The organism is Microcoleus sp. D3_18a_C4 (assembly GCF_036702415.1).
GTDB lineage: Bacteria > Cyanobacteriota > Cyanobacteriia > Cyanobacteriales > Microcoleaceae > Microcoleus.
The window spans coordinates 1-26,391 of record NZ_JAUBTI010000092.1; the positions used below are offsets into that span (position 1 = coordinate 1).

Annotated in this window: 22 protein-coding genes and 1 pseudogene; 15 read left to right on the top strand and 8 right to left on the bottom strand. The window is 45.1% G+C overall.

What is annotated here, in order from left to right; all coding sequences use genetic code 11:
- Window positions 1-394: 394 nt before the first annotated feature.
- The 9 genes from QUB16_RS26675 (at window position 395) to QUB16_RS26715 (ending at window position 11,088) form a co-directional block, all read left to right on the top strand.
- Entirely contained in the window at window positions 395-1,585 is a 1,191-nt protein-coding gene (locus QUB16_RS26675; RefSeq protein ID WP_333320823.1) for a glycosyltransferase, read from the top strand.
- Between the two features lie 512 nt (window positions 1,586-2,097).
- The gene (locus QUB16_RS26680; protein WP_333320855.1) at window positions 2,098-2,748 is read left to right on the top strand and encodes an IS607 family transposase; all 651 of its coding nucleotides are present in this window, start codon (window positions 2,098-2,100) and stop codon (window positions 2,746-2,748) included.
- Between the two features lie 63 nt (window positions 2,749-2,811).
- Window positions 2,812-2,880, top strand: a complete 69-nt coding sequence (locus QUB16_RS26685; protein WP_333320857.1) for a helix-turn-helix domain-containing protein — start codon at window positions 2,812-2,814, stop codon at window positions 2,878-2,880.
- Between the two features lie 135 nt (window positions 2,881-3,015).
- Window positions 3,016-3,600 carry a transposase gene (locus QUB16_RS26690; RefSeq protein WP_333320825.1) on the top strand — a complete coding sequence of 195 codons (585 nt, stop codon included), beginning with the start codon at window positions 3,016-3,018 and terminating at the stop codon, window positions 3,598-3,600.
- A complete protein-coding gene (locus tag QUB16_RS26695; RefSeq protein WP_333320826.1) occupies window positions 3,594-3,836 on the top strand; it encodes a zinc ribbon domain-containing protein in 243 nt (80 codons plus the stop codon). Before QUB16_RS26690 ends, QUB16_RS26695 begins: the two co-directional genes overlap by 7 nt.
- Window positions 3,837-3,956: 120 nt before the next feature.
- Window positions 3,957-5,300, top strand: a complete 1,344-nt coding sequence (locus QUB16_RS26700; protein WP_333320828.1) for a glycosyltransferase — start codon at window positions 3,957-3,959, stop codon at window positions 5,298-5,300.
- A gap of 360 nt (window positions 5,301-5,660) precedes the next feature.
- Window positions 5,661-6,452, top strand: coding sequence for an ABC transporter permease (locus QUB16_RS26705; RefSeq protein WP_333320830.1), 792 nt, complete (start codon window positions 5,661-5,663; stop codon window positions 6,450-6,452).
- A complete protein-coding gene (locus tag QUB16_RS26710) occupies window positions 6,453-8,525 on the top strand; it encodes an ATP-binding cassette domain-containing protein (protein ID WP_333320832.1) in 2,073 nt (690 codons plus the stop codon).
- Between the two features lie 136 nt (window positions 8,526-8,661).
- On the top strand, window positions 8,662-11,088 hold the full coding sequence (locus tag QUB16_RS26715; RefSeq protein WP_333320834.1) for a sulfotransferase: 2,427 nt from the start codon (window positions 8,662-8,664) through the stop codon (window positions 11,086-11,088).
- A 56-nt stretch (window positions 11,089-11,144) separates the two neighbouring features.
- Here the strand turns inward: QUB16_RS26715 and QUB16_RS26720 are convergent, their stop codons facing one another.
- The 6 genes from QUB16_RS26720 to QUB16_RS26745 form a co-directional block, all read right to left on the bottom strand.
- Window positions 11,145-12,368, bottom strand: coding sequence for an NAD(P)/FAD-dependent oxidoreductase (locus QUB16_RS26720; RefSeq protein ID WP_333320835.1), 1,224 nt, complete (start codon window positions 12,366-12,368; stop codon window positions 11,145-11,147).
- 7 nt (window positions 12,369-12,375) lie between these two features.
- On the bottom strand, window positions 12,376-12,744 hold the full coding sequence (locus QUB16_RS26725; protein ID WP_333320837.1) for an aspartyl protease: 369 nt from the start codon (window positions 12,742-12,744) through the stop codon (window positions 12,376-12,378).
- Window positions 12,741-13,058, bottom strand: coding sequence for a hypothetical protein (locus QUB16_RS26730; protein ID WP_333320839.1), 318 nt, complete (start codon window positions 13,056-13,058; stop codon window positions 12,741-12,743). The genes QUB16_RS26725 and QUB16_RS26730 overlap by 4 nt, the downstream gene beginning before the upstream one ends.
- 109 nt (window positions 13,059-13,167) lie before the next feature.
- A complete protein-coding gene (gene dxs / locus QUB16_RS26735) occupies window positions 13,168-15,075 on the bottom strand; it encodes a 1-deoxy-D-xylulose-5-phosphate synthase (protein ID WP_333320841.1) in 1,908 nt (635 codons plus the stop codon).
- Between the two features lie 692 nt (window positions 15,076-15,767).
- A complete protein-coding gene (locus QUB16_RS26740) occupies window positions 15,768-17,906 on the bottom strand; it encodes a protein phosphatase 2C domain-containing protein (protein ID WP_333320842.1) in 2,139 nt (712 codons plus the stop codon).
- 376 nt (window positions 17,907-18,282) lie between these two features.
- Entirely contained in the window at window positions 18,283-19,470 is a 1,188-nt protein-coding gene (locus tag QUB16_RS26745) for an RNA-guided endonuclease TnpB family protein (protein ID WP_333320844.1), read from the bottom strand.
- A gap of 119 nt (window positions 19,471-19,589) precedes the next feature.
- Between QUB16_RS26745 and QUB16_RS26750 the strand changes: the two are divergent.
- Window positions 19,590-19,727, top strand: a pseudogene (locus tag QUB16_RS26750) (IS1 family transposase); the annotation flags it as partial.
- Window positions 19,728-19,978: 251 nt separating this feature from the next.
- Here the strand turns inward: QUB16_RS26750 and cimA are convergent.
- Window positions 19,979-21,637, bottom strand: a complete 1,659-nt coding sequence (gene cimA / locus QUB16_RS26755; RefSeq protein ID WP_445251169.1) for a citramalate synthase — start codon at window positions 21,635-21,637, stop codon at window positions 19,979-19,981.
- A gap of 75 nt (window positions 21,638-21,712) precedes the next feature.
- Here cimA and QUB16_RS26760 point away from each other — a divergent pair, with 75 nt between their 5' ends.
- The 3 genes from QUB16_RS26760 to QUB16_RS26770 all read left to right on the top strand — a co-directional run bounded on the left by QUB16_RS26760 (window position 21,713) and on the right by QUB16_RS26770 (window position 23,777).
- Window positions 21,713-22,051, top strand: coding sequence for a 2Fe-2S iron-sulfur cluster-binding protein (locus tag QUB16_RS26760; RefSeq protein WP_333320845.1), 339 nt, complete (start codon window positions 21,713-21,715; stop codon window positions 22,049-22,051).
- A 296-nt stretch (window positions 22,052-22,347) separates the two neighbouring features.
- Window positions 22,348-23,457 carry a glycine oxidase ThiO gene (gene thiO / locus QUB16_RS26765; RefSeq protein ID WP_333320847.1) on the top strand — a complete coding sequence of 370 codons (1,110 nt, stop codon included), beginning with the start codon at window positions 22,348-22,350 and terminating at the stop codon, window positions 23,455-23,457.
- 113 nt (window positions 23,458-23,570) lie between these two features.
- Window positions 23,571-23,777 carry a hypothetical protein gene (locus QUB16_RS26770; protein ID WP_333320848.1) on the top strand — a complete coding sequence of 69 codons (207 nt, stop codon included), beginning with the start codon at window positions 23,571-23,573 and terminating at the stop codon, window positions 23,775-23,777.
- Window positions 23,778-24,067: 290 nt separating this feature from the next.
- Here the strand turns inward: QUB16_RS26770 and QUB16_RS26775 are convergent, their stop codons facing one another.
- Window positions 24,068-24,535, bottom strand: coding sequence for a hypothetical protein (locus QUB16_RS26775; RefSeq protein ID WP_333320850.1), 468 nt, complete (start codon window positions 24,533-24,535; stop codon window positions 24,068-24,070).
- Window positions 24,536-24,583: 48 nt separating this feature from the next.
- On the opposite strand from QUB16_RS26775, the gene QUB16_RS26780 reads away from it, so the two are divergent.
- Window positions 24,584-24,787: a hypothetical protein gene (locus tag QUB16_RS26780; protein ID WP_333320852.1), complete on the top strand. Its 204-nt coding sequence runs from the start codon at window positions 24,584-24,586 to the stop codon at window positions 24,785-24,787.
- 313 nt (window positions 24,788-25,100) lie between these two features.
- Entirely contained in the window at window positions 25,101-26,216 is a 1,116-nt protein-coding gene (locus tag QUB16_RS26785) for a fatty acid desaturase (protein WP_333320853.1), read from the top strand.
- Window positions 26,217-26,391 lie beyond the last annotated feature (175 nt).

Consider the following 26,391-nt stretch of genomic DNA (forward strand, 5'->3'; position numbering starts at 1 on the left):
ATTTTGTATACCCTTCATCGGGCTGCAAAGACGCCCACATCATAGCTGTACTCAGCTTGATGTGGGAGTATGTCACATTCGGTATTAATGGCGAGGCTTGGTGGCGCTCTGCTGCCAATAACACCTGCAATTGACACAACCCTCGACGAGGGATCGTTGCCGGTGGTAAAAGTTGTGTTGGGAAAAAACTTGACATCACCGGGTAATTGAAAGTAAAAATAAATAAAAGCAATAAAAACAATGAGGCTTTATGTTTGATTCGCGAGCGGCGATCGGCAAGTAGGGCATTGAGAAGTTGCTATTTCGTAAAACAATTTCTGCTAAAACACATCCGGTAATATACGGAATATCTAGGATTTTTTCCCAATCTAAAATATAAAATCAAAAATCTAAAATGGCAACAGCTATTCTCGATCTGGAAATCTCCCAACTGCCGCCAGAAATTACGGTTGAGGAGCGTTACAGCAAAGCCTTGGTTTTAATTCTACTGCACGGAAAACCGATCGGCCAAGCTCTTTTGCCCGTAGTCGGAGGCCGCCTTGGCGGTGACGAATTACGGGAAACACTGATGAAGGCTGCGGGGGACAACTTGTGGAAAAATTGGCTCTACGACACTCTAGAATGGGACGAACGCGGGCCTGTGCAGGCACTGCCGATCGCCACAGTAGCGGTTTGCACGCGCGATCGACCGGAAGATTTGCGGCGCTGTCTGGACGCGCTGATGCAGATCCCAGACGACGGTCAGGAATACTTAGTAATTGACAATTGTCCCGCCACGGACGCTACCAAGGAACTGGTCAAAAATTACCCACAAGTCCGCTATGTGCGCGAAGACGTACCAGGCTCCAGCGCTGCCCGTAACAGAGCTTTACGCGAAGCTAAACATGAATTCGTAGCCTTTACAGATGATGATGCGGCCCCCGATCCGAACTGGCTGCGATCGCTCTTGGGAAATTTTAGCGATCCGCGAGTTATGTGCGTCACGGGGCTGGTGATGCCATTGGAACTGGAAACCGAAGCGCAAGAATGGTTCGAGCGCTACAGCCCCCACGGGCGGGGATTTGAGCGCCGAATTTTTGATGGGGCGCACTGCAACCCTCTGATTGTGCATCTTGTGGGAGTTTCGGCGAGTATGGCTTTGCGGAAAAGTTCGATCGACTACATTGGCCTGTTTGACGAAGCTTTGGGGGCGGGGACACCCACGGTGGGTGGCGAAGACAGTGAACTTTTTGCCCGCATTTTGCGCGCGGGCTACTGCATTGTGTACGAGCCGAGAGCCTTGAGCTGGCACCGCCATCGGCGCACTTGGGAAGAATTGCGAAAAACGCTCCAAGGCTACGGCATCGGAGTCTATGCTTTCTGGACGCGGCTGTTGGTAATCAACAGAGAATTCAGTGTGCCTGTGTTAGCCTTGTCATGGCTGTTGTACAAACAAATTCCTGAACTAATTGCTTCTTTGCGACAGCAACCGGATTCTATCCCTAGTGATTTGCTTTTGGCTCAACTGCGGGGCTGTGTCAGTGGCCCGATGGCTTATTTTGTGTCTCGCAAGTGCTTGCAAGAAATTAAGGGGAGCAATTGCTAGGATGATATTTTCCTAGACTTGTAGGTAATACTCATGACAATTGGTGTAGACTGAAGTAGCCTGCATAAAACCATCAGTAATGATGACTTGGACTTTCTCTCACTTCTCTCAAGCTTTGGCTTGAGAGCATCTCTGTAATCCTTGCGGTTCGAGGTTGGTCAAAACCAGTGAAGAATACACCTCCAAAATTTGTGCAAAATACGGTGAGAGCCATAAAAGTTAGGTGGCTCTAAAATTTTTCACTGCCCCAACTGTGGTTAGAAAACACCCAGTTTGAGTAGCGCTTTAGGGATTTTCCTTAAAGCTTTGTGGGATACCACCATGCTCTGGGACCTGTCTGATGAGTGTGCTATATTCGGATTCTCTCAGGTTTCGGAGATTGTCGGGATTAAAAGTATCAGCAATGAATAGGGATTTTTAGATTCTTTTTAACGGCAGATGAAGGGAGCTAGTACCTAGGTAGCGAATAAATAGACAAAGTAGTACACTAATAGACAAATCTACGGTGTACCATTTTGTTCAAACCACATGAATTCGCGAAAAAGCTTGGATTGTCAGTAAAGACACTCCAGCGCTGGGATGTTTCGGGGAAGCTACCAGCCAAGCGCACCCTGTCGGGTCATCGGTTCTACACAGAAGACGATTTCTTGATAGCCAATGGGCTCAAACCCATAGAAGCCAAGCGAAAGACAATCGTCTACTGTCGAGTTTCATCCAGCGGGCAAAAGGCAGAGCTGAAAAATCAGGTACTTGCAATGGAAGCCTTCTGCCTAGGTCGAGGGCTGAGTATCGACGACTGGATATCAGAAATTGGTGGCGGGCTAAACTTTAAAAGAAAAAAGTTTCTAGCAATCATGCTGTCAATGCTCAGGGGCGAAATATCAATAATCGTAATTGCACACAAAGATAGGATGTGCAGATTTGCCTTTGAATTCATCCAAGAACTTGCTGTATCAGTGGGATGTGAAATTGTAGTCGCCAATCAAGAGTCATTGTCTCCCCAGCATGAATTAGTAGAAGATTTGATGGCGATAATCCACTGTTTTTCTGGTAGATTATACGGTGGGCGAAATTACTCCCAGGAAATCAAAGAGCAGCTAAAAAATGCTATTGACAAACCCGTAGAAGGCGTGGCAGAGTTAAACAAAGAAATCCAGTGTTGAGGTCGAGCAATGCTTTGATCCATCAAAACAAAGTTAAAGCTAAACAAAAGTCAATCAACAATGATGAGCAAACACGCTGGCATAGCGAGGTTTACTTATAATTGGGTACTGGCGACTTGGAGTCACCTTTAGAAAGATGGATTAAAGCCCAACAAATACTTGCTCAAGAAATTCTTCAACAATCACGTAAAACCTGAACTTACCTGGATAAAATAGACGGTAATCTGCCAGAAAATAACTCAATACACCTTTGACAATCTTGGAGATGTGTTTTCTAGATTTTTCTCAAAAAAAGGTGGATATCCTAGGTTAAAGAAGAAGGGGTATCACGACTCTTTCACTATTGATGCTGGCGGTAAACCAATCCCTGTGGGCGGTAGGTCTATAAAGCTGCCGACAATCGGCTGGGTAAAAACCCACGAAGGACTACCTCACACAACTTGCAAGTCAATCACCATTTCGCGCACTGCCGATAGTTGGTTTATGGCGTTCGCTTACGAAGAAAATCATGAACCTATAGTCAAAACTCATGAAATTGTAGGAGTTGATGTGGGTGTCAAAGAGTGGGCTACACTTTCAACGGGTGTAGTATTCCCGAATCCAAAGCACTACAAAGCGCATCTCGCAAAACTCAAGAAACTGTCAAAAAGTCTTACGAGAAAAGTAAAAGGCTCCAGCAATAGACATCAAGCTAAAATTAGGTTAGCAAAACACCATGCAAAAATAGCAAACCTCAGAAAAAACACTCTGCATCAAATCACTACTTACTTATGCAAAAACCACGCAACGATAGTAGTAGAAGATTTGAAGGTGGGTGGAATGCTAAAAAACCACAAACTTGCGGTATGGTAATAGCTGACTGCGGTTTCCATGAATTCCAACGTCAACTAGAATACAAAGCTCAAAAATTTGGCGTCAAAGCGATCGTTGCCGACCGCTGGTTTCCGTCAAGCAAAACCTGTTCAAATTGCGGACATATCCAAGATATGCCGTTGAAAGAAAGGATTTACAACTGTGAAAATTGTGGTCAGTCGATGGACAGGGATTTGAATGCAGCGATAAATTTATCACGGTTGGCTAAACCGTGAAAGCTTACCGAGGGATAGCCGCTCCCATGCTCCCGATGAAGTAAGAAGCAAATGTCTAGACTTGTCTAATATTTGTATAGCAGATGAAATGCAGATGAAGTTAATTGTTGTCATGTAAATATGGAAAATCTAACAGTTAGCATAATTATTCCTAGCCACAACCGAAGTTCTTCGCTGCGACGGGCTTTGGATGCTTTGCACTTGCAGACTTATCCGATCGACCTAATGGAAGTTATTGTAGTCGCAGATAGCTGCATTGACGATACTTTAACAATGCTACAAGACTACAAAGCTCCGTTTAAAGTGCAGGCGATCGAGGTAAATTGCCGGAGTGCTGCCATCGCCCGCAATACGGGAGCGGCTTCGGCTACCGGCAAATTGCTGCTGTTTCTCGACGACGATATCGAAGCGCTGCCGCCTTTGGTGGAAAGCCACGCGCGGGTTCACTCTTTGCGTCCGGGAGTGGCTGTCATCGGCCCCTATCCGCCTAAGTTGCACGGAGGAACTAGGTTTTTTGACGTGGAAGTGCGCTCGTGGTGGGAAGAGAAGTTTTATCAGATGAGCCAACCTGGTCATCGATTTACTTATCAAGATTTGCTCAGCGGCAACCTTTCTTTGGATGCAGAACTGTTTGCTCGTCTCGATGGCTTTGATTCGGCTTTTGGGAACTGCGGCGGGGAAGATTACGAGTTTGGGGTGCGTTTGCTGAAAGCTGGTGTACCTTTTGCTGTAGCGGGGGAGGCTGTGGGCTATCATTACGAACACGAAACTAATAATCTCGATCGCTCTTTTGGCAGATTTCGTCAGGAAGGGCGATCGGATGTTTTGATCGGTCATCGACACCCGGAACTCAGACCGATACTGCCGGTAGCAGCCTACGAAACTGCTGACTCACTGGTAGATAAAATTGTGGTGGCGATCGCGTTTTTCTGGCCGGCTGCTGTGGATTGGCTGGCTGTGGGAGCCAGGAAATCTCTGGATTTGCTCGAAAGCTTGGGGATGCGGGGAACTTGGCGGTGGTTGCGGGCCAAATTGCGCGGTTATTGGTATTTGCGGGGTGTGATTGATGACTTGAAAAGTCGATCGGCTCTTTCTAGTTTTATGCAAGGTGAGCCTGCTGGTGCTGACTTGGGCAGACATGAAATTGAAATCGATTTGCAGGAAGGTTGGGAAGCAGCAGAACGAATCATTGACGAGCAAAAACCCGATGGCATTTACCTCCGTTACGGTGAAGTGTCAGTCGGTCACGTCACTCCCAAATTGGGTGTAGAGCCACTGCGGGGCGCTCACTTGCGATCGATTCTGGCGCTTCAGTTTGCTCAACCGCTGGCTGGGGCGATCGCGGTTAACGGTATGCCCAAAAGTGCTGCTCATTCTGAGCGTAGCTTAGTTGACAACACCCTACTTCAACATCTACTGTTATTTACAGTATTGGGCAAAAAACCACTGAAAAATCCTTCCTAAGCTAATCAGCATTTAAATTGCTTATCAATAAATAATTTAACTCTTGTGGGAGTAGGCGTTGGGCTTTGAGCCACGCCCCAAATATGCAAGTTAAATGTGGTGGAATAGCTGACATAATTAGAGTAGATAAAAATAAAAAATAGAGGTGTAATTAAGCATTAAATTAAGCAGAAATAAATAGGAATTGAAGTTAAAAAGAGAGAAATTAACAATGGTAATTATGGCAATAAAATTGATGGAAGGTAATTTTTTAGAACCAATTGCTGACAAGCTGACCCTGGTGCAGACCCAGAATTTGGTTAAGATTCAGCCCTGGGAGGGCTCCGGGCCAGAACCTCAGATAGCTGCCGGAGGTGTGCGGTGAGAAATGCGGGAACGCTCCTCGATCGGCGCAAAATGGCTCATTGGTTCGATTTGCTGCGGGTGTTGGTCGATCGCGAGATGAAATTACTTTACAAGCGATCGACCTTGGGGATTGCTTGGACTTTAATCAGTCCGCTGTTACAGTTGGCTGTATTTTCCTTTTTGTTTCGCTCTGTCGTACCCCTTAATATTCCAAAATTTTCTTCCTTTGCTTTCAGCGGCTTGTTAATCTGGAATTGGTCTCAAACGGTATTATTTAAATCAACGGCATTAATTACCAATCATAAGCCACTACTCAGGCAGCCAAATTTCCCCCCGGCAATTTTGCCGGTAGTCACGACGACGACGGGGCTCATTCACTTTTTCTTAGCATTGCCGGTGTTACTTATCTTTCTGGCAATTGATGGCGCTCCTCTGAATGCAGTGCTCTTGTTGTTGCCAGTGCTGATGATTATTCAGTTTGTTTTGACAGTTAGTTTTGCTTATCCCCTTGCCGCTTTGAATGTCACTTTCCGCGACACTCAGCACACTTTGGGAGTAGTTTTGCAGATGCTGTTTTACCTGACTCCGATTTTCTACGACATCAGCAGCGTCCCCGAAAAATTTAAGATTTTTTATTACTTAAATCCAATGGTGCCCCTGATTGAAGCTTACCGCGCCATACTTCTTAAAGGTATGCAGCCGGATTGGTCGGCTCTGTTAATTTTGAGCTTGGCTGTGGCGGCTCTTTTACCAATCGGACTGGGAATTTTTAGACGGCAAAGCGCTCATTTTGTGGAGGAAGTGTAAATGCGTGAAGCAATTATTGTCAAGGGTTTAGGTAAGCGTTTTAAGCGCTACTCTACCGCGAAACCTATTACGATTATGGAAGCCGCTTTGTCGGGTTGGCGGAAACTGAAGCCGGAGGCGAGTTTTTGGGCGCTGCGGAATATAAATTTTACTGTTTCTCCTGGCGAAATGCTGGGAATTATTGGCAAGAATGGCGCGGGAAAATCAACGCTGCTGCAACTTATCGGCGGTATTTGCCTGGCTGAGGAAGGCTCTATTAAAGTTAACGGCCGAATTGGCGGCTTGTTGGATTTGGGTGCGAGTTTTCACACGGATCTAACGGGCCGAGAAAACGTGTTTGTGGGTGCGGTGGTGGCCGGTTTGACTCGCCGGGAAGTGGCGCGCAGATTTGACGATATTGTGGAATTTGCAGAGTTAAAACAGTTTATTGACAGCCCGATGCGGACTTACAGTACGGGGATGAAAATGCGGCTGGCTTTTTCTGTGGCGGTGCATACCGATCCCGAAGTGCTGTTAGTTGATGAACATTTGTCGGTTGGTGATGTGGCTTTTCAAACTAAATGTTTGAATAAGATAACTGAGTTTAAGAATCAAGGATGTGCGATTGTTTTGATTTCTCACACTGCGTCGCAAATTCAGAAAATGTGCGATCGGGCTTTGTGGCTGAAATCCGGTGAAATCGTCGCTTACGGGGAACCGGAAGTGGTAGTCGGTCAGTATTTGTCCGAAATGCGATCGTCCACAGAAAATAGCACTCCCCTGCGTGCTGCTGAAGCTACAAGTAGCGGTTCGCCACTGCGAGGTAATCAGAATCGCTTCGGTACTATGGAAGTAGAAATTACCGATGTCAAAGTGTCGCCAAATACCGAAATAGATAGCGGCGATGCTATTAGCATTGAAATTCATTATTCGGTGTCTCAGGAAATTTCTGCTGCTATTTTTGCCGTGACAATAAGCAGGGATGATGGTCAAAGTTGTTTTGAGACTAATACTAATCAAATGGGCAGACTGCTGCCGCTGGTGAAAGGGAAAGGCAAAATCCGGCTGCAAATAGATAGGCTGGATTTAGGAAACGGTCAGTATTACGTGAATGCTGGGGTTTACGAGGAAACTTTGGCTTACGCCTACGATTATCAGTGGCAGGTTTATCCGCTGTACGTGCGATCGACTGTAAACCAAAAAACGATTCTTTGTCCGCCGTACCGCTGGGAATTTGAGGGCAAAATGCCGCTTTTGGATTTAGCCGAACCAGCCACGGCCACTTACGATTTGGATAAGAATCATCCGGGCTACGCCAAGATTTTGACTCAGTTGGAAAATAAGCAAAAACCTGACTTTTTAATGATTGGTGCTCAAAACTGCGGCACGGAATCTCTATACGGCTATCTCGCAAATCACTTGCAAATTATCAAAGAAGGTTTCCGGGATATTCACTTCTTTGAATTAAATTTTGAGCGTGGCGTTGAGTGGTACAGCAAGCAGTTGACTCGAAGTGTAGCGAGTGACAAAGTGCTGCTGTGGGAGATGACTTCTTACTATATTTATCATCCTTTGGTGGCGGAGCGAGTTTACAAGTGTTTCCCGGATGTTAAGCTGATTGTAATGCTGGGAAATCCGGTAAAACGAGCGTGGATGCACTATCATTTAGAAGTGGCGAGCGGCTGCGAAAAGTTGGATTTTGAAAAGGCGATCGCTTCAGAACCTGATAGACTCAAAGGTGAGATTGAAAAAATCAAAGCAGATGAAAATTATTACAGTTTTAATCACCAGCATTATTCCTATTTGTCGCGGGGAATTTATGTAGAACAAATCAAAAATTGGCTCGACTATTTTCCGAGAGAACAGTTGCTAATTATCAAGAGCGAAGATTTTTACGCACATACAGGCAAAGTCTTTTCGGAAGTATTGAAATTTCTGGATATTAGTGAGACTACAAGTAAAGAATATGAAATTAATCATGTCGATGAATACAGCCCAATGCCCCCGGAAATCGCACAACAATTGACTAATTATTTCCAACCTTACAATCAGGAACTTTCGGATTTGTTGCATGAGGATTTTAGTTGGAGTTAGGAAAAAAGTTTTTAACTGCAGAGTTCCCAGATAGGAACATGAATCATACCTCTTTCTTCTCTTCCTCTGTGCCCTCTGCGCTCTCTGCGGTTCGTAAAAAAAAATCTAATTCACAAACCATTTATCAGCTATAAAAATGAAACGGATATTTTTAGTAGGCTCTCCGAGAAGCGGCACAACGATGCTTCAAAGTTTATTAGCCGCTCATCCTGAAGTTATTTCTTTTCCTGAATCTAAGTTTTTTCACTATTTACTGTACAAGAAGTTTGCGCGAAAGTTGCCAGGTAGGATGGAAGCTTTTTTTAAGGATGAGATTAATCGGCCTGAACTTTTGCAAGATTTTGATGATAGTCAAACTGTGGCAACTAAAGTTAGTTGGTTTGTCGGAGTTTTGGATGGTTTGGCGGCGGAACAAAACAAAAGTATTTGGTTGGAAAAAACGCCGGAACACATATATTTTATTGAGGATATACAGCGCTTTTTGCCGGATGCTAAATTTATACATATTTTGCGAAACAGTATGGATACAATAGCTTCTCTGCATGAGGCTACTAGGAATTCTCATGATTTGTGGGGGCCTGGTTGGGATTTAAACCACTGTATCCATCGCTGGAAGGAGGCGATGTTAATTAGTCACAAATATGCTAAAAAATCTAATCATATATTAGTCAAGTATGAGGAAATTCTAGATAATAAAGTCAAAAAGTTAGAAGAACTTTGTGATTTTATGGAAATTGAATATGATGATAGAATGCTAAAATTTTATCAAGAAAAAGCTGCTCATCTCAGTTTAAATCTGCCTTGGCATCAAGGGATTGATAGAGAGGTTAAAAGTAATAAGGTTCACAAATATCATAAAATTTTTAATAGCCTGGAAATTCGATATATTTTAGATAATATTAAGCGAGTCAAGGGTGAAATTGCCTGGAAGTTGACGGTGGAAGTGAGCGAACCAATTTCCGATATTTGCGATATTCCGCAAATATACGATCGCCTGTGCTGTACGATCGAACTAGAAGGAATTAAACTCGGTATTGTTGAATTGCCGATTTGCGATGGCATGGTTGCGGCTTCGGTGTTGGCGGATGCGGTTGCAGCCCAGTTTGCTTGGCAAATTCTCGATCGCTTCTTTCAACGCAATCGCTGCGAAAAAGGCAATAAATTGTGGGAAACTGTGCTGAAACCATTGCACCCTAAACATGACTGGACGCTATTTTTGCAAGAATTATGGGGGCGTCCGAATTGGCATTTGGAGGATTTCTACAAGCCAGAAAGCGCAGAGGAAGTCCCAACAATTACCCTCGAAAAAGATTTGATTGTCTTAGAAATTAGCGAGGATTTTGCTAATATAAAAGTTGAGCTTTCGGAAATTGACGTGCTGGTGAAAATAGGCGGTGTTTCTGTAGGTATTGTCACTGTTGCGGTGGAAAATAATTTGGTTTCGGCTCAAAAATTGCGATCGACAATTAATCGAAATATTGGTTTTGAGTTGTGCGTCGCCGCCGTGCGAGAAGCTTTGCTGGGAAAACCACTCAACGGCAAGCAATGGCTACGATCGCGCCTAGCCTCTTGTGCTCAACAAAGGTCTAATTTGCCCGACAGGTTGAATGCAGCGGGTGCTGGGGGCATTTACCCGCCAAATGCGGTGATGTTCGGCAGGCACGAGGGTGCGATCGGGACGAGTGTCAGCCGTCGCGCCTCACTCCCGGCGGCGGCGCTGCCGGAAATCGAGTCAGCGGCGGCAATCGCGGGGGAACCGACAATGCAAATTCCCCAAGAAAACGAGTTTCCAAAGCAAGTATTTTACGCACCGGAAATCATTGGCTCAAAATCTTCTTATGGGGAAGTTTCTCACTCCGTGAAACCTCAAGTTTTGGACAATCATGGCGTTACACAAAGGCTGCCGATTCTCTCCTACCGCCGCATTTCTCCTGACGGTTTAGACGCAGTTACTCCGCAGGTTTTGGAACAACAGTTGCAGTATCTCAAAGATCGCGATTATTATAGTGCGAGTTGGGAAAATTGGCAAAGTGCGAAACGGGATAAAACTCCTTTACCCGGTAAAGCTGTATTGATGACTTTTGACGGTGGCTATCTCGACTTTTTCCAATATGCTTGGCCTCTGCTAAAACGCTTTGATTTTACAGCAACTGTTTTTCTCGTAGCAGAGTCAATAGGAAAAACAAATAGTTGGGAAAAAGCCGAATTTGAAGAAGTGCAGTTAATGGGATGGCCGGAAATTTTGCAACTGCGGGATGCAGGGATTGAATTCGGTTCTATGTCTGCTACTCATCAACCTCTGACTGCATTATCGCCGACAGAAATTGTGCGGGAGGGGGCGAAATCTCGTGCTATTTTGGAACGGGGATTAGAGAAATCTGTTAAATGTTTTGCCTATCCTTACGGCGATGTCGATCCCATCGTAGCGCATTTAATTGGAGCGAGTGGATATACTTTTGGTGTATCATATAAATTAAATTATAGCAGTTTTGACGATAATTTAATGTCGCTGCCACGCATTAAAGTTACAGCAGAAAATTTTTTATGGCAATTAGGTTTGTAGGGTGAGTCACCCAGCGAGACTTTTCCCTCTACTCAAAATCTCTCAACAGACGCACCTTACAAATGAAATCGCTTAATCAATCCCTTGATTTTCCGCTGCAAATAACCGCCTAACCCTCTGGAAATCTTCTCAAATTTATAATAAAATAAAATATCCATAACATCTTCAGTTTTCATATACTTTAAATAAGAAATCATTTTATCTGTCAGTTCATCATTAACATCATCGATGTACTTTCTCACGGCCAACCTTTCCGAAATATTCCATTTCTTATCAAACTTGCGGTGCATTTCCGTCTCATAATCCCGAAAATCTGATATTTTCCCCTCCAAATAGCTTTGAATATATTTCCCCGCTATTTGGGCACCATCCATCCCGTGTCTAATGCCCTCGCCGCCCAAAAAATTTACTGTCGAAACACTATCGCCGATCGCAATTACATTATTTTCTTTCCAATAAATATCCTTCAAGCCGCGACTGTACTTCAGCGTCGAACCGTGTTTGTCAATAATTTTATAATTTTTAGACTTCAGATATTCATCAATCAGTAAATCAATATATTTTTTCAGCGGTGACAAATGTCTCACCGTTTTCGGATCTAAAAAAATGCGACCCGCACCAACTTTCAGCCTGTTTGGTTCCATTGGGAATATCCACGAATAACCCTTCGGCATCCATTTATCACCCAAAAAGAAGATTAAATCATTGGCATATTTATCATAAACTTCGGGTTCTACTTCAATTAGATATTCTATACCAGTTCCCGACAAAAAATCTGGTTTATCATTTTCTTTGTCATACATAATCGCCCTAGCAAAACCCGTCGCATCAACTAATACTTTCGTACTAACTTGGATGATTTTGCCGTCGGAAAGCTGTTTGAATTCTACGATTGTTTCGCCGTTGGCTTGTGAATGTTTTATGTAGCGATAACCAAGCCAAACCTCACTTCCGTTTCCCTGAACTTCGCGGGCGAGAAATGCTCTAAATTTAGCAAAGTTTAAAACAACTCCCAAGCTTTTAGGAGATTCCCAAGTTTGACTTACTTTGCTAGTTTCAATAGTAAGTTTGTGCCAAAAACTGCCAATAACGGATTCGGGTAAATCGAATTTAGAGAGGGTTTCTAGAGGCGTGGCGGCGCTGGAAAAGTCATTTTTATCAAAACTATCATTTTGTTCTGCCAGCAAGACTTTGTGGCCGGATTGGGCTAGAATTCTCGCGCAGTGACCGCCTGCTGGGCCTGCTCCTACTATTACTATGTCAAAACTTTTTAAATTCATTTTGCTTTTAACTCGCTTCCAATGTCAAAACACCCGCCGAAATATCAACTATCAACCGCCGATTTTTCAACAACTGGCGGCCGATTAAAACTTCGGGTACTCCATCACCTACGTGAACAGGAAGATCGAATTCTTGATTGTCAATTCTGATTTTTCCTGCATAAATATCGAAATCAAATTCTCCCTTAGCTGTCTGCATTTCTTGCCGCCTAATATAAGTCCAATCAAGCCCCTCAAAATCTTGCTCATCCATTGCTAGCCAGCCCGAAAAACCTGTATCTAGCAGAGCGTCAACAGGTAATTCTAAGCCGTTATTAGCAATCAATTCAACTTCAAAAAATAGCTCATCATTATCGCCAAAGCTTCCCTCAATCATATCGTGCCACAAACTCCTGTATCGTTGATACGGAAAAGGTAGGGGATAGCATTTGGGTGTTTCTGGCGGCACATTTTAGTAGCCACCATATCATCCTTGTCGATAAAGTGTTCCCCACTGTCGGGTTCAACCGCAATGTACCAGTTGTAGTGGGTTTTAATCAATTCTGGTTTTAGGCGATCGAAAATTACTTTGCAACGCTTGCGAAATGCCGCTCTTTCGGCTCGCCACTGGGCTTTTTTTTCTTCTGACCACTCAATTTCTGGGAACAGTCTTCCCCGCCGCACGGTACGATTTGGTTTTACGTTAGTCATTGTTTTTTTCTCCCTTATCCTCCAATCTTCCTTCAATCATGCGGCTCTTTCACTGTCATAGATCGGAGCTCGAATGGTAAGGTGCGCTGCACCCTACCATTCTAGCTATTTACACGCTAACAGGAGACTGTTTGCGGCTGAATGTTGCTAAGATACGATCGCACATTTGCGACGGAGTTAATCCCAAACTGGCAAATGATTGTTCAGGCGTTGCATGATCTACCAATGTATCGGGTACACCCAACCGCATCACGGGAACAACAACATTATTGTCCAACAAAGATTCGGCTACTGCTGAACCAAAGCCTCCCATCAAACAGCCTTCTTCCATTGTGACAACTTTGCCGATTCGCTGTGCCAAAGGCAAGATTAATTCGGTGTCCAAAGGCTTGACAAAACGCGCATTGATCACAGTTGCTTCAATACCGTGTTCGCTCAGAATCTCGGCGGTTTGCATTGCCGGATAAACCATTGAACCGTAACCCAAGATCAGCAAATCGTCGCCGTTGCGGAGAATTTCGGCTTTGCCGATCGGCAACTCTTCCCAACCTTCTTCCATCAAAGGTACGCCGTAACCGTTGCCGCGCGGGTAACGCATGGCGATCGGGCCGCTTGTGTGGTTGATTCCCGTGACTACCATCCGCTGCAATTCTGCCTCATCTTTTGGTGCCATAATTGTCATATTTGGCAGACACCGCAAGAAAGAAATGTCGTACATTCCTTGGTGGGTGGGGCCGTCAGCACCGACAATGCCGGCGCGATCCAAACAGAAGAAAACTGGCAAGTTTTGGATGCAAACATCGTGAATTATTTGGTCATAGCCTCGCTGCACAAATGTCGAGTAAATTGCCACAACCGGGCGCATTCCTTCGCAGGCTAAACCAGCGGATAAAGTCACGGCGTGCTGTTCGGCAATCCCGACATCAATATACTGTTTAGGCAGTTTTTCATGAAGTTTATCCAGACCAGTTCCGGTTGCCATAGCAGCGGTAATGCCGACAATCTTCGGATTATCTTCTGCTAGCTTGACCAGGGCGTGGGCAAAGACTTTCGAGTAAGCAGGAGGCTTGGGTTTAGTGGAGGGAATGCCTTTGCCGGTGGCTAAGTTAAAGGGATTTTGGGCGTGATATCCTACTTGGTCTTTTTCGGCGATCGCATATCCTTTGCCCTTCACCGTCACCACGTGAACCAACACCGGCCCTTGAATGGTATGAGCTTGTTTGAAAGTGGCAATTAACTCTTCCAAATTGTGTCCGTCTACCGGGCCCATGTAAGTAAAGCCTAATTCTTCAATTACTGCTCCAACTTTCGAGACGGCCAAGCGTTTCATCCCTTCTTTGAGGCGTTCCATTTCTGGAGTAAAAGTTTCGCCCACAAAGGGAATGTGTTTGAATTGTTCCTCTAAGTTATCTTTGAGAAACTGCACCGGTGCCGACAATCGCATTTTGTTCAAATAGCGGGTAATTGCGCCGACGTTGGGCGAGATTGACATCTCGTTGTCGTTGAGCACAACTAACAAATTGGTTTTCGGCATATGGCCCGCGTGGTTGATGGCTTCGAGTGCCATGCCGCCAGTCAATGCGCCGTCGCCGATGACTGCTACAGTTTTAAAGTTTTCCCCCTTGAGGTCGCGCGCCATCGCCATTCCTAACGCTGCGGAAATGCTTGTGGAAGCGTGGCCTGCGCCGAAGTGGTCGAATTTGCTCTCGCAGCGCTTGAGATAGCCTGCAACGCCGTCTTTTTGGCGCAGGGTGTGGAATTGGTTGTAGCGGCCGGTGATTAATTTGTGAGGATAAGCTTGGTGGCCGACATCCCAGGTAACTTTGTCGCGATCGAGGTCGAGTGTTTGGTAGAGTGCTAAGGTCAGTTCGACTACACCCAATCCTGGGCCGAGGTGGCCGCCGCTAGCGGCTACAGTTTCTAAATGCTTTTCTCGAATTTGTCGGGCAATTTGTTCGAGTTGATGAATCGAGAGGCCGTGTAATTGGTTTGGGTGAGTCAGTTCGCTGAGATGCATATTTTAAAATCTTGCTCCTGTGAATCAGGACGAATCCTTAACAGATATAGGTTATGCCTGCGAGGTTGGGTACGCGCAAACGTTAGAATAGTTTAACGGTTATTTGAGAAAAACTGTTAGGCGTAAGATTTTTGTTAGTTTTGGCCTAGTAATTATAGTTAATAAATTGTGCGCCGTCAATCGATTTTAGATTTTAGATTTTAGATTTTAGATTTTAGAGGCGACCCCACGGATAAACGCGGGGGCTTGAGGATTTTCGATTTTCGATTTTGGATTGATTCCACGGATAAATCACGTCGCGGGTACCACCTTTGAAATTCGTGGTCAAGATAAAAAAAGCTTATGTTGTTAGTTGCTAATCGCTAATTGTTAGTTGAACTAAAATTATTAGGAATTTTAAACTGCTTTTTGTAGCGCTGGCTGACTTTTTAGCCATCTTGTTTCTGCAAGCGGACTATGATACAAAATCAATAACTGTGATGGGAGCATCTCATATTTGTAAAAACACTTCTTCTGCCTCTTTCCTTCTGCCTCTTTCCTTCGGCCTCAAATTAATTCAATACACCTCTTGCAAAAATAATTAGCACGGGCTCTGGGGCCATCCCACAAGAAAAAATAACTCTTGTGGGATGGGCCCCAGAGCCCGTCCCATCAATTGAGGAAAAGGATTTTTGCAAGAGGTCTAATCTCCCTTACTCCGCTGATGGCAAAGGAGTTTCCGCTTCTTCGGGCGGCGGAATTTCCGCAGGACTCGATTCGGGCGACGGCGAGGGACTCTCGCTATCGGGCAGCGGAATTTCCGCAGGACTCGATTCGGGCGACGGCGAGGGACTCTCGGCCCCTGGGGAGGGAGTCTCCGAAGGACTTGGGGCGGGAGTTTCCGGCGGTGGGGGAACTTGTGCGGGCTCTGGCTGGGGGCTTTGGCGGCTTTGCACCCACAAACCTAAACCGCCACCGGCTAATATCAGCCCCAACACCCCCAGTAGGGGCAGCGGCAGCTTGGATCGCTGTTTTTGAACGGGTTCCGGGGCGGGGGAAGTTTCGGGGTACAACAACTGTTTGGACGATTCTGAAAGCTGAGATTCTGGAATCCTCCCGGACTTTTGTAGGGATCGCGGCAGGGACGGCGGCAGCGACGCCGAGGCTGACACTGGCGCTGACGCCACCGCTGAGGCCACCGTCGGATCGAACAGTACCAATCTCTCCGGCGACATCCGACAGTGAGTCGCCACCACAGAGGTATTGTCATAACCGTTTTTCTCGTTGGCGAGACGAATCCAAGACTGAACTGCGGCTTCCAAAGACATTTTGCCCTCAAGCACCTCTGGGCCATAATTCTCCCAAGATTTCTCTACCCAGTCGTTGTCGCTCAAACCGTCGGAACACAGCAGCAGTAAGCCTTCTTCTTCGATAATAAATCGCTGAATCGTCGGGCGCAGGAAATCGGCATCCCGCGTTCCCAAAGCTTGAGTCAGGGCTCCTGCATCCGATCGCAGTTGAGTCTCCCAGTATAAACAATGTCCTAGCTGGACTTCCCTTGAGGCTACGTCGTCGTCCACAGTCAGCCGGTGACAGTAATTTTTGCCAATCCAATAAGCGCGGCTGTCTCCAACATTGACTAAATAAAGTTCGTGGCTGTTATTCGAGGGCAAATCCTCGGAAATTTTCACTTTTTGAGGCAACTGGAGGGCCATCACCAAAGTCGTCCCCATCCGTTGCCGCAACTCTTTTCCCTGCTCATTATTTTGAGCGGAAATCACATTATTCACAACTCTCACTATTTCTTCGAGTTGCTTAATTACCATTGTAGGCGTCATCAACTCTTCTTGTTGAGTGATTTCGGCGAGCAAATTTTGGATTAAAGCTTTCATGGACTGGACGGCTAATTGACTGGCAACTTCTCCTCCTTCGTGGCCCCCAACCCCGTCGCAAACCATTGTCAAGTAAGGAATTAGTTTGTCGCCGCCTGAAGTTTTGCTAAATTGAAAATCAGCAGCAGTCGGATAGCAACTGTCTTCATTTTGGGAGCGCTGCGGCCCGGTATCGGTCATGCCGACTACTTCTAAGTGCAGAGGCAATTTAGCGGCTTGTTCTAATAGTAAATCGTTTAGTTCCAGGGCGATCGCGTCGAAATTCATGCTGCTGCGGCGCATAAACTGACAAATCTCTCCGAGTTTCGACTGCACCTCGGGTTGCGCTGATTCCACCAAACCTGACCACACATCTCCCAAATCCCGCAGCGTCGGTACAAAATTGCCCCGGTGCAGTTCCAGCAGGCGTACCCGCCAACCTTCCACCCGCAAATTTTCCGGTACCAGCAAACTCGAAGCTACTCCCTGTTCCGACAGTCTCGCCCACAGTTGGAGCATTTGCCACAGCCAGTAAACTTGGCGCGCGGCGGTTGTCCCCGACCAAGCTTGTAAAATAGAAGGATACAGGCTGCCGAAATTATTGATGGGCACATTTTCCAACAACAGCACCTCTGTCGCTTCCGGTGCTTCGCCTAGCGAACAAAAACCGTATACTTCCGGCGTATGCAGCCGTTGGGGATACAAATGCAGGTAAGGCATAATCGTATCCGGCAGTTGTTCCGGGACGCTCGGAGGCAGAACTGGACGGCTGTCGAGCCAGATTTGGGGTGCAATGACAAAGTATCGATCGGCTATTACCTTACCCGCCGGCACTTCCTCGGCTGCTTGCCCCACCACCCACACATAGCGATAAATTAAATCCGTTTCGCACGCTGCACACTGCTGGCGGCCAAAGGTATTGCGGGGATCGGGACAGCTAAGATTCGGGCAATAAATGGGTTCGGAGAAACTGCTGATCATATCGAAATAGTTTGTGTAAAAACATTCTGAAGATATATGATTCGCCAGCCCAAATTCATGAGCTTGAGAATAAACTGATTTTAGCCCCTATTAATTTCTTAACTGCCTTTGGGCCCCTAGAAATTGTAGTTTCTGCCAGTCTGCACCGGCTTAAATTGTAATTTAAGTTACTAAACTCAGACTTGGAGTACGATGGAAGCCTCAACCTGGTACCGCTGCGCGAAAAATCGCTCTGAGGGGCTGCAAGTCGCAAACCCTTGCATAGTCAGTTGTTGGCCATTCTTAAATCTTAAATTTCCAATCTAAGATCTAAATAGTATCACCTATTCTTTTTTTGACATCCTCCCCGCCCTAGAAGGGCGAGGATTCCCAAGACTCACGACTTGGGTTTCTGCTTCTGTCCCCTAGGGGATTTCGCACCAGCCTTAACAGATTTACTCTGTTGGGGTCTTACAGTCGCTCCACAGACTGAAACGGCAAGCCCTGCCGCCAAAATATTTTTTGCCGCATTTATATCTCGGTCATGGTGCGTATCGCACTTAGGACAATCCCATTCCCGGATATTTAACGGCATTTTTTCAACAATGTGACCGCAATTTCCACATCGTTTTGAACTAGGAAACCAGCGGTCAATCTTAATTAAAGTGCGACCGTACCAATCGCATTTGTATTCAAGTTGCCTGACTAATTCGCCCCAACTTGCATCACTTATAGCGAGAGCAAGTTTGGGATTCTTGATCATATTCTTCACAGCTAAGTTTTCTACGGCGATGGTTTGGTTCTCGCGCACCAACCGTGTCGTTAACTTGTGAAGGTTGTCTTTTCTCGCGTCAGCGATTTCTTGATGCACTTTCGCTACTTTAAGCCGTGCTTTGTGTCGGTTATTTGACCCTTTTTGCTTGCGGCTTAAAGCTTTCTGCGCTTTTCTAAGCTTGCGGTATTTTGCCTTGAACCCTTTGGGATTGCCAATCTTTTCGCCTGTACTTAAAGTGACCAAGCTTGTAACTCCTAAGTCGATACCGACTTGGTTTTCCGTCTTAGGCAAAGGTTCAATTTCAACATCTACCAACAAAGAAACCGACCACCTACCGGACGGTGCAAGCTTTACAGTAATAGTTGATGGCGTTGCGCCATCAGGCAGTGTACGGCTCCAGCGAATCGGCAACGGTTGTGTACTTTTTGCCAAGTAGACTTCCCCGTTCCTGAACTTGAATGCCGACTTGGTAAATTCTGCACTGCCACCGTTGCGTTTCTTTTTGAAGTTAGGATATTTTGCCCGTCCATCAAAAAAGTTGGTATAAGCTGTTTGTAGATGTCTCAAGCATTGTTGCAACGGCACACAGCTAACTTCGTTGAGGAAATCTAGTTCTTCAGTTTTCTTCCACTCGGTCAACATTGAAGAAGTCTCAGCATACCCCACTCGTTTCTGTTCTGTGTACCAAGCTTCAGTTCTTACTGCTAAAGCACGGTTGTAGACTAAACGAGTGCAGCCCAATGTGCGCCGCAACAAACTTTCTTGTTCCGGTGTTGGGTATAATCGATAGCTGAAGGCTTTTAGTGTCATTCTTGCTCTTAATTTGTTGTTTCACATAATAACACATATTATGTGAAATAGAGTGCTTTAACAAAAGCTAATGTAAAGCCGTCCTATAAGGACGGGGTTTCAGACCCCATTTTATTGATGAACAGCACAGAGGTTATGCTCAAGAAGTGAAAGACGAATGCCTACAAATGTATGTTAATGGCATGGGTTTTAGGGAGATTGAAAGAGTCAAAGGTGTACATCATACGACAATTATGAATTGGGTTAAACAACTAGGATAAGCTGTTGCACATTTAAACTGTGAACTAAAATTTGATAAAGTTCTTGTGGGGAGTAGGGGTTGGGCGTCTCGCCCGCACAAAAAACACGATTTAGATGCACAACAACTTAACTCACAGCCCATAAAATTCTTATTAAGAATGATGCAAAATTTTAGGTTTCACCTTTTTTAAATTGGCTAACCTTCTCTTGAAATCGCCTGGTATCTATTTAAACATCGATATTCAGGCAACTTCTCTTCGCCGTTAACCTAATAACTCGACACAGTTAAAACGATCGCCTCCCTATCTCCCAACACCAAACCATACTCCAAACCCTCAACAACCGCTTGATAAGAAGCATCCAAAATATTACCAGAAACCCCCACAGTCGTCCAGCGGTCTTGACCGTTGCTAAACTCAGCCAAAACGCGAGTTTTAGCAGAAGTTCCCGCACATCCGTCCAGAATTCGCACCTTATAATCTGTTAAGTTAAAATCAGTAATTGCCGGATAAAAATTCCGCAAAGCCTTCCGCAAAGCCGCATCAAGTGCCGAAACAGGGCCGTTTCCTTCCGCGCATTCCAGAATATCTTGACCGTTAACAGTCACTTTCACAGTTGCTAAAGAATTAACTGTTTCCTCCCTACCTTTATCGCAGTGAACTTGAAAACCTTTGATTTCAAATAAACGCTTGCGCTTTCCCAAGGCCTCGCGCATTAACAATTCAAAAGACGCCTCAGCACCTTCAAATTGATATCCCTGACTTTCCAAATCTTTCAATTTTTCCAAAATTTGGCGGCAAGCAGGATTTTTGCGATCGAGATCCATGCCAAAAGTGCGCGCCTTCGCCAAAACATTGCTCAAACCAGCTTGATCCGAAATCACAATTCGCCGCCTGTTGCCAATTTTTTCCGGTTCCAAATGTTCGTAAGTTAACGGATTTTTCTCAACAGCCGATACGTGGATTCCGCCTTTGTGAGCAAAAGCAGAAAGACCGACAAAAGGAGCACGGTCATCGGGAGCAAGATTGACAATTTCACTGACCGATCGACTTACTTGAGTTAATTTAACTAATTGCTCGTCTTCAATGCAATCATAATTCAATTTGATCTGAAAATTAGGAATCAAGGAACATAAATCGGCATTGCCGCAGCGTTCGCCGTAACCGTTTATAGTTCCCTGTACCATCCTCACTCCTTCCCGCACAGCAGCCAAAGCATTAGCAACCGCAACTCCAGAGTCGTTATGAGTGTGAACTCCTAATTGTAAAGATTTTTCGCGATTGGTTCCTAAAGCTTCTAAAACATCGCGAACAACCTGACTGACTTCGTGAGGCAAAGTACCGCCGTTAGTGTCGCAAAGCACCAGCCATTCTGCACCGGCATCGGCAGCTACTTCTAAAGTTTTAATAGCATAATCGGGATTGTGTTTATAGCCGTCAAACCAGTGTTCGGCATCGTAAATAACGCGCCTTCCCTGACTCCGCAAATATTCAATTGTATCTCGAATCATCGCCAGATTTTCTTCTAGCGTGGTCTTCAAACTTTCAATAACGTGCAAATCCCACGACTTGCCAAACAGCGTCACCCAGCGAGTACCGGCGGACAAAATAGCCTGCAACATTTCATCATTAGCTGCCGTAGTTCCCGGCCGCCTAGTGGAACAAAAAGCTACAACTTCTGCTTGAGTTAGGGGCTGTTCTTTGAGTCGCCAAAAAAATTGTACGTCTTTAGGATTCGCCCCCGGCCAGCCGCCTTCAATAAAGGGAATTCCTAAACTGTCTAACTGTCGAGCAATTCGCAGTTTGTCTTCGAGAGATAAGGAGAGTCCCTCGCACTGAGCACCGTCTCGCAGCGTGGTATCGTAGATCCAGAGCCGATTTGTCATGGGAAATTGCGATCGAGAAATTGGTAATATATCACTTACCATATTAGATGAATTTATTTGAATATAATGCGATAATATATAGGAAAATTAACATAAATCTAACTGGGGTAAATTGCTGTGGTCAAGGTACAAGCGCAAGGAAAAACATTTGAGTGCGATCGCGGAGCCAATCTCCGTGAAGTATTGCTCAAAAACGGCATCGATCTCTACAACGGCAACGCCAAAGTCATCAACTGCCACGGCCTCGGCACTTGCGGCACCTGCGCCGTCACCGTCGAGGGCGAAGTTTCCGAGTCCCAGTGGCGCGAAAAAGCCCGACTTTCGGTTCCTCCCCATTCTCCCGCCTCCAACCGCCGTTTGTCCTGTCAAACCAAGGTTTTAGGCGATATTAAGGTGACAAAATATGACGGTTTCTGGGGCCAGGGTTCTGAAACTGTCTGGAACCCCCAAGCATAGATTTTTTGTTAAGGAAGGCTGATAGGACGATCGCCTTGCCAGATAATCTGTAAGACTTGCATAATAATTCTAACTGTAAGGTGTGCTTAGCGCACCTTACCCTAAAGAAAGCCGAGAGGTCAATCGATTTTAGATTTTAGATTTTAGATTTTAGATTGAAGCATTGACCCCACGGATAAATTCGGGGGCTTGTTTATGGGATACACGTTTTTTATTTATTTCTCCACGGATGAATCCGGGGGCTTGTATCCTAGATGCTTTCGGTCAAAAAAGCCAGACAGTCCATATAAAAGTTAATGAATTCATCTAAAGATATTCTGATTATTGGCGGCGGAATAATTGGTCTTTCGCTAGCAGTAGAACTGAAATTGCGAGGGGCATCTGTCGCCGTTCTCACCGCCGATTCTAAACAACCGACGGCCCGGGCTGCCGCCGGAATGCTTGCCCCGCAAGCGGAACGAATTCCCCCCAGTCCGATGCTGGATTTGTGCTTGCAAAGTCGCGCACTGTATCCCGCCTGGGTGGAACAGCTAGAAGATATTACCGGATTGAAAACGGGATATTGGCGATCGGGAATTCTCGCACCTGTGTGTCAAAATGAGCCTCAAGAAAAGCCGCTGTTGTCAAACCTTAATTATCAATGGTTGGACAGAGATACTGTTCGCCAGCACCAGTTTGGATTAGGTCAAGAAGTAATTGGCGGTTGGTGGTATCCTGACGACGCTCAAGTTGACAACCGCGCTTTATTTCGGACGCTTCAGGCCGCAACTAAAGAATTGCAGATTGAGATTATTCAAGGCAATGCAGGAGAAATTATTCGGCAGGGAAACCGAGTTGTTGGCATTGAAACAACAGCAGGAAAATTGCAAGCAGACCGTTATGTTTTGGCTGCAGGTGCTTGGTCTGAGCAGTTATTGAATGTTCCTGTTTTTCCAAGAAAGGGACAAATGCTGTCAGTATGTGTACCAGAAGATAGGGGAGTTATCCAGCCCCTGCAAACCGTTCTATTCGGGACGGGCATTTATATTGTGCCGCGTCAAGATGGCAGAATTATTATTGGTGCAACTAGCGAAAATGTGGATTTTACGCCGGGAAATACGCCTGCGGGAATGCACACTTTGCTAGCAGGAGCGATTAAGTTATATCCCGAATTACAAAATTATCCGATTCTGGAGTTTTGGTGGGGATTTCGGCCAGCTACGACCGATGAATTGCCGATTTTGGGTGCTAGTGCTTGGGAGAATTTGACATGGGCTACGGGGCATTACCGCAATGGCATTTTGTTGGCTCCGGTGACGGCTAAATTGTTGGCTGATTTGATGTGGGAGCAAAAGTTAGATCCGTTATTGGCTGCTTTTCATTATTCGAGGTTTCCTGAATCTTGGAAGGTTGAAAATGGTAAATAGTGAGATTTGTTGCTTTTTTTAAGACGAGGCAGAGCCGCATAACGAGAAACGAAAGTCAACCAAAAGGATATTTTTTGCTATAATCTAATCAGCACAATAGGGTTTTGTAAGTTATGACCTTCAGTGATGTGGTCGAGACTATCAAAAATCTTTCTACTGACGAAAAGCAAGAGCTTCAACTGTTGTTGAAGCAATATCTCCGGGAAGAAGGTCGCGAAGAGATATATCAAAACTTTAAGTCAGCGCAGATTGAACAACAAAAAGGTGAACTGAAATTTTCCGCTAACATCAATGAACTCAGAGTAATGATAGAGGAATAATCGTGGAAGTCAGTTTCAGTTTTCAGTTCTTCATTCAAGCGTGCTTTCAAAAAGCTGATCGAAGGCGATGCTGATTTGGAGGCTAGGTTTTGGCAAAAGCTGGCACAGTTCATCATAGAGCCGTGTGACCTGAGATATTGCACCATTTTTAATAAGCTTTATGAACAGGCAAGATGCCTGTTCCACAAGAAAATTCACTCTTTGTGGAACAGGCATCTTGCCTGTTGCTGACAATGATGCAATATCTCAGTTTGAACCAAGCTTAAAAACTCATAAATTTTCGTTCTAAATTAGTTCGCATCCTGTTTTTTGGGTTGGTTTAATTCCCTGCATTTAGCGGCAGCCAAATCGTAAGCATTTTGGTAATCGCTACCGCCTAACATCACATCGCCGTAATATTCATAAGGTTGATTGCCGTAAACCGGCAGCGGGTCGTCTTCAGGATAATCTTCTTTTGATTCTTCTAGGATTGCTTTGAGTTTCTTGACGCTGAAGCGCTGGACTGGGAAGTAATGAATGTCTTGAGCGATGAAACCCAGATGGGGAAAGGTTGGGTCAACAATTCGCTCGTCGAGTTCTATCCAGCTATACTCGATGGGTTTGTAAGGCACTCCCGGTACAGCTAAAAATCCTTGAACATAAATTGCGCCCTCTGTGGCTAACGCTGCTTTACAGGCGTTGTCAAAACAGTTTTTACGGTTGCTTTTGATGCGAGTCGCCATTTCAATAGAAAGCGTCTCATCTAATAGTTCGGTCATAACCCATTTATAGTCGCGTCTGCGATTAGATTGTAGCAAATCCGAGCTATGTCCGAGCACAAAAAACGCAGGCAATTGCGATCGTCCTTCAAATTCTCTTCTCAAGGAGTTGATCCAAAATCCTCTGCGCTTCTGGATGTTGTGTCAGCTTTGGTTTCCGGGGCGGGCGGTTTGTCGATCGCCCCTATCACCCTCCCAACGGATAAAAAGTTTTCGCGAGTAGCCCAACTTTTGAGCGTGCGATCGAGTTGAGGGTAGATCCCGCAACGGTAAAGTGTGCCACAGACGATGCAAGCAAAAATAGCGGCATACATCATCGAAGGTCGATCGTGCAACCAATCAATCATATTAATGCCTTCCGGTGCAGCAATTTGTTCGGCTGCTAACAGGCTTCACAGTTTTTTTTGTAAACAAACCAGAGTTGTGATAACCTCATAAATGTGCAAAAATCGGTTCCCACAAAAAAACCTTTGGAAGAAACGGGGAAAGTCCGGGGTAAATCCGCCGCTGTCCCGCAACTGTGATGCTAAGCTAAGCACTTATCCACACACCATAGATATACTGAATGAAAAGCGCGATTAAAAAGTCGGATTTTGTGCTAACTCCTTATATGAAAAGCAACAACTTTAAAGCTAGTTGCCAAATACTCAATACAGTGATTCCTTATACATTTTTATGGTTTTTAGCCTTTAAAGCTGCTGCCATTTCTGTATTCCTGCTGCCGCCAATAATGGTGTTGATGACACTTTTTTCAGGACGTTGTTTCTCTTTGATGCACGATTGCGGACACTATTCTCTTTTTAGTTCCCAAAAAGTCAATCGCATTATGGGTTTTCTGCTAGGTATCATCAATGCGATTCCTCAGTACCCCTGGTCGAGGGGACACGCTTATCACCACAAACATAATGGTAATTGGGATATGTACCGAGGCCCTTCGGCGTTGATATCCACCGAAAAATTTGCGGCGCTAAGTCCATTTAGTCAAAAGATGTATCAGTTACTCAGACACCCATTGATGCTGTTTCCCGGTGGTTTTTTCTATCTAATTATTAAGCCAAGACTCGCGCTGATATTGGGAACTACGGGTTTTATCCGACATATTTTTGCTTGTCTCAAGCAAGATTTGGGCATGGGTTTATCTGCAATCATTGCTTCTTATAAATCCAAACATTGGTATACGACGGCTGAATTTTGGGATTTACTGTTCAACAATATTTGTGTTGTTGGTAGCTGGATTTATCTGAGCAACTTACTGGGGTTTGGCTTTTTCTGGAGTGTTTACTCAATTGTCATGACCTGTTCTGCAGCGATATTTATCTGTATTTTCTTTGTTCAGCATAATTTTGACGGTTCCTACGCTCATAAAGCCGAAGGTTGGGACTATCTTCTGGGCGCAATTGAAGGCAGTAGTTACTTAAAATTACCAACTATTCTCAATTGGTTTTCGGCTGATATTGCTTACCACAATATTCATCATCTCTCTGAGCGAATACCTAACTATAATCTTCGGGATTGTCACAATGCTAATATTCACCTGCTGGTCAACTCAAAATCACTGACAATCCGCGAGATTCCTGACTGCTTCCAATTCATTCTTTGGGATGCTGCTTCAGATAGTCTGCAATCGATTAAATTATTTCAGCAACAAGAAGAAATTGCCTTGAGTAATATAGCTAATTAAAATCGGTGGACAATAAATTTGGTAGCTTCTTGCTCCCCAAAATCCTATGGTATCGTTTCGGGTTGCACCGGAATTATATAGAGGACACGGCAGTGCCGTCGGGAGCATCTCAGTTTTGTAAAAAGCATTTTTTTTATTGTAGTGCGAGCGTCCCCGCTCGCGTATTGTACAATAC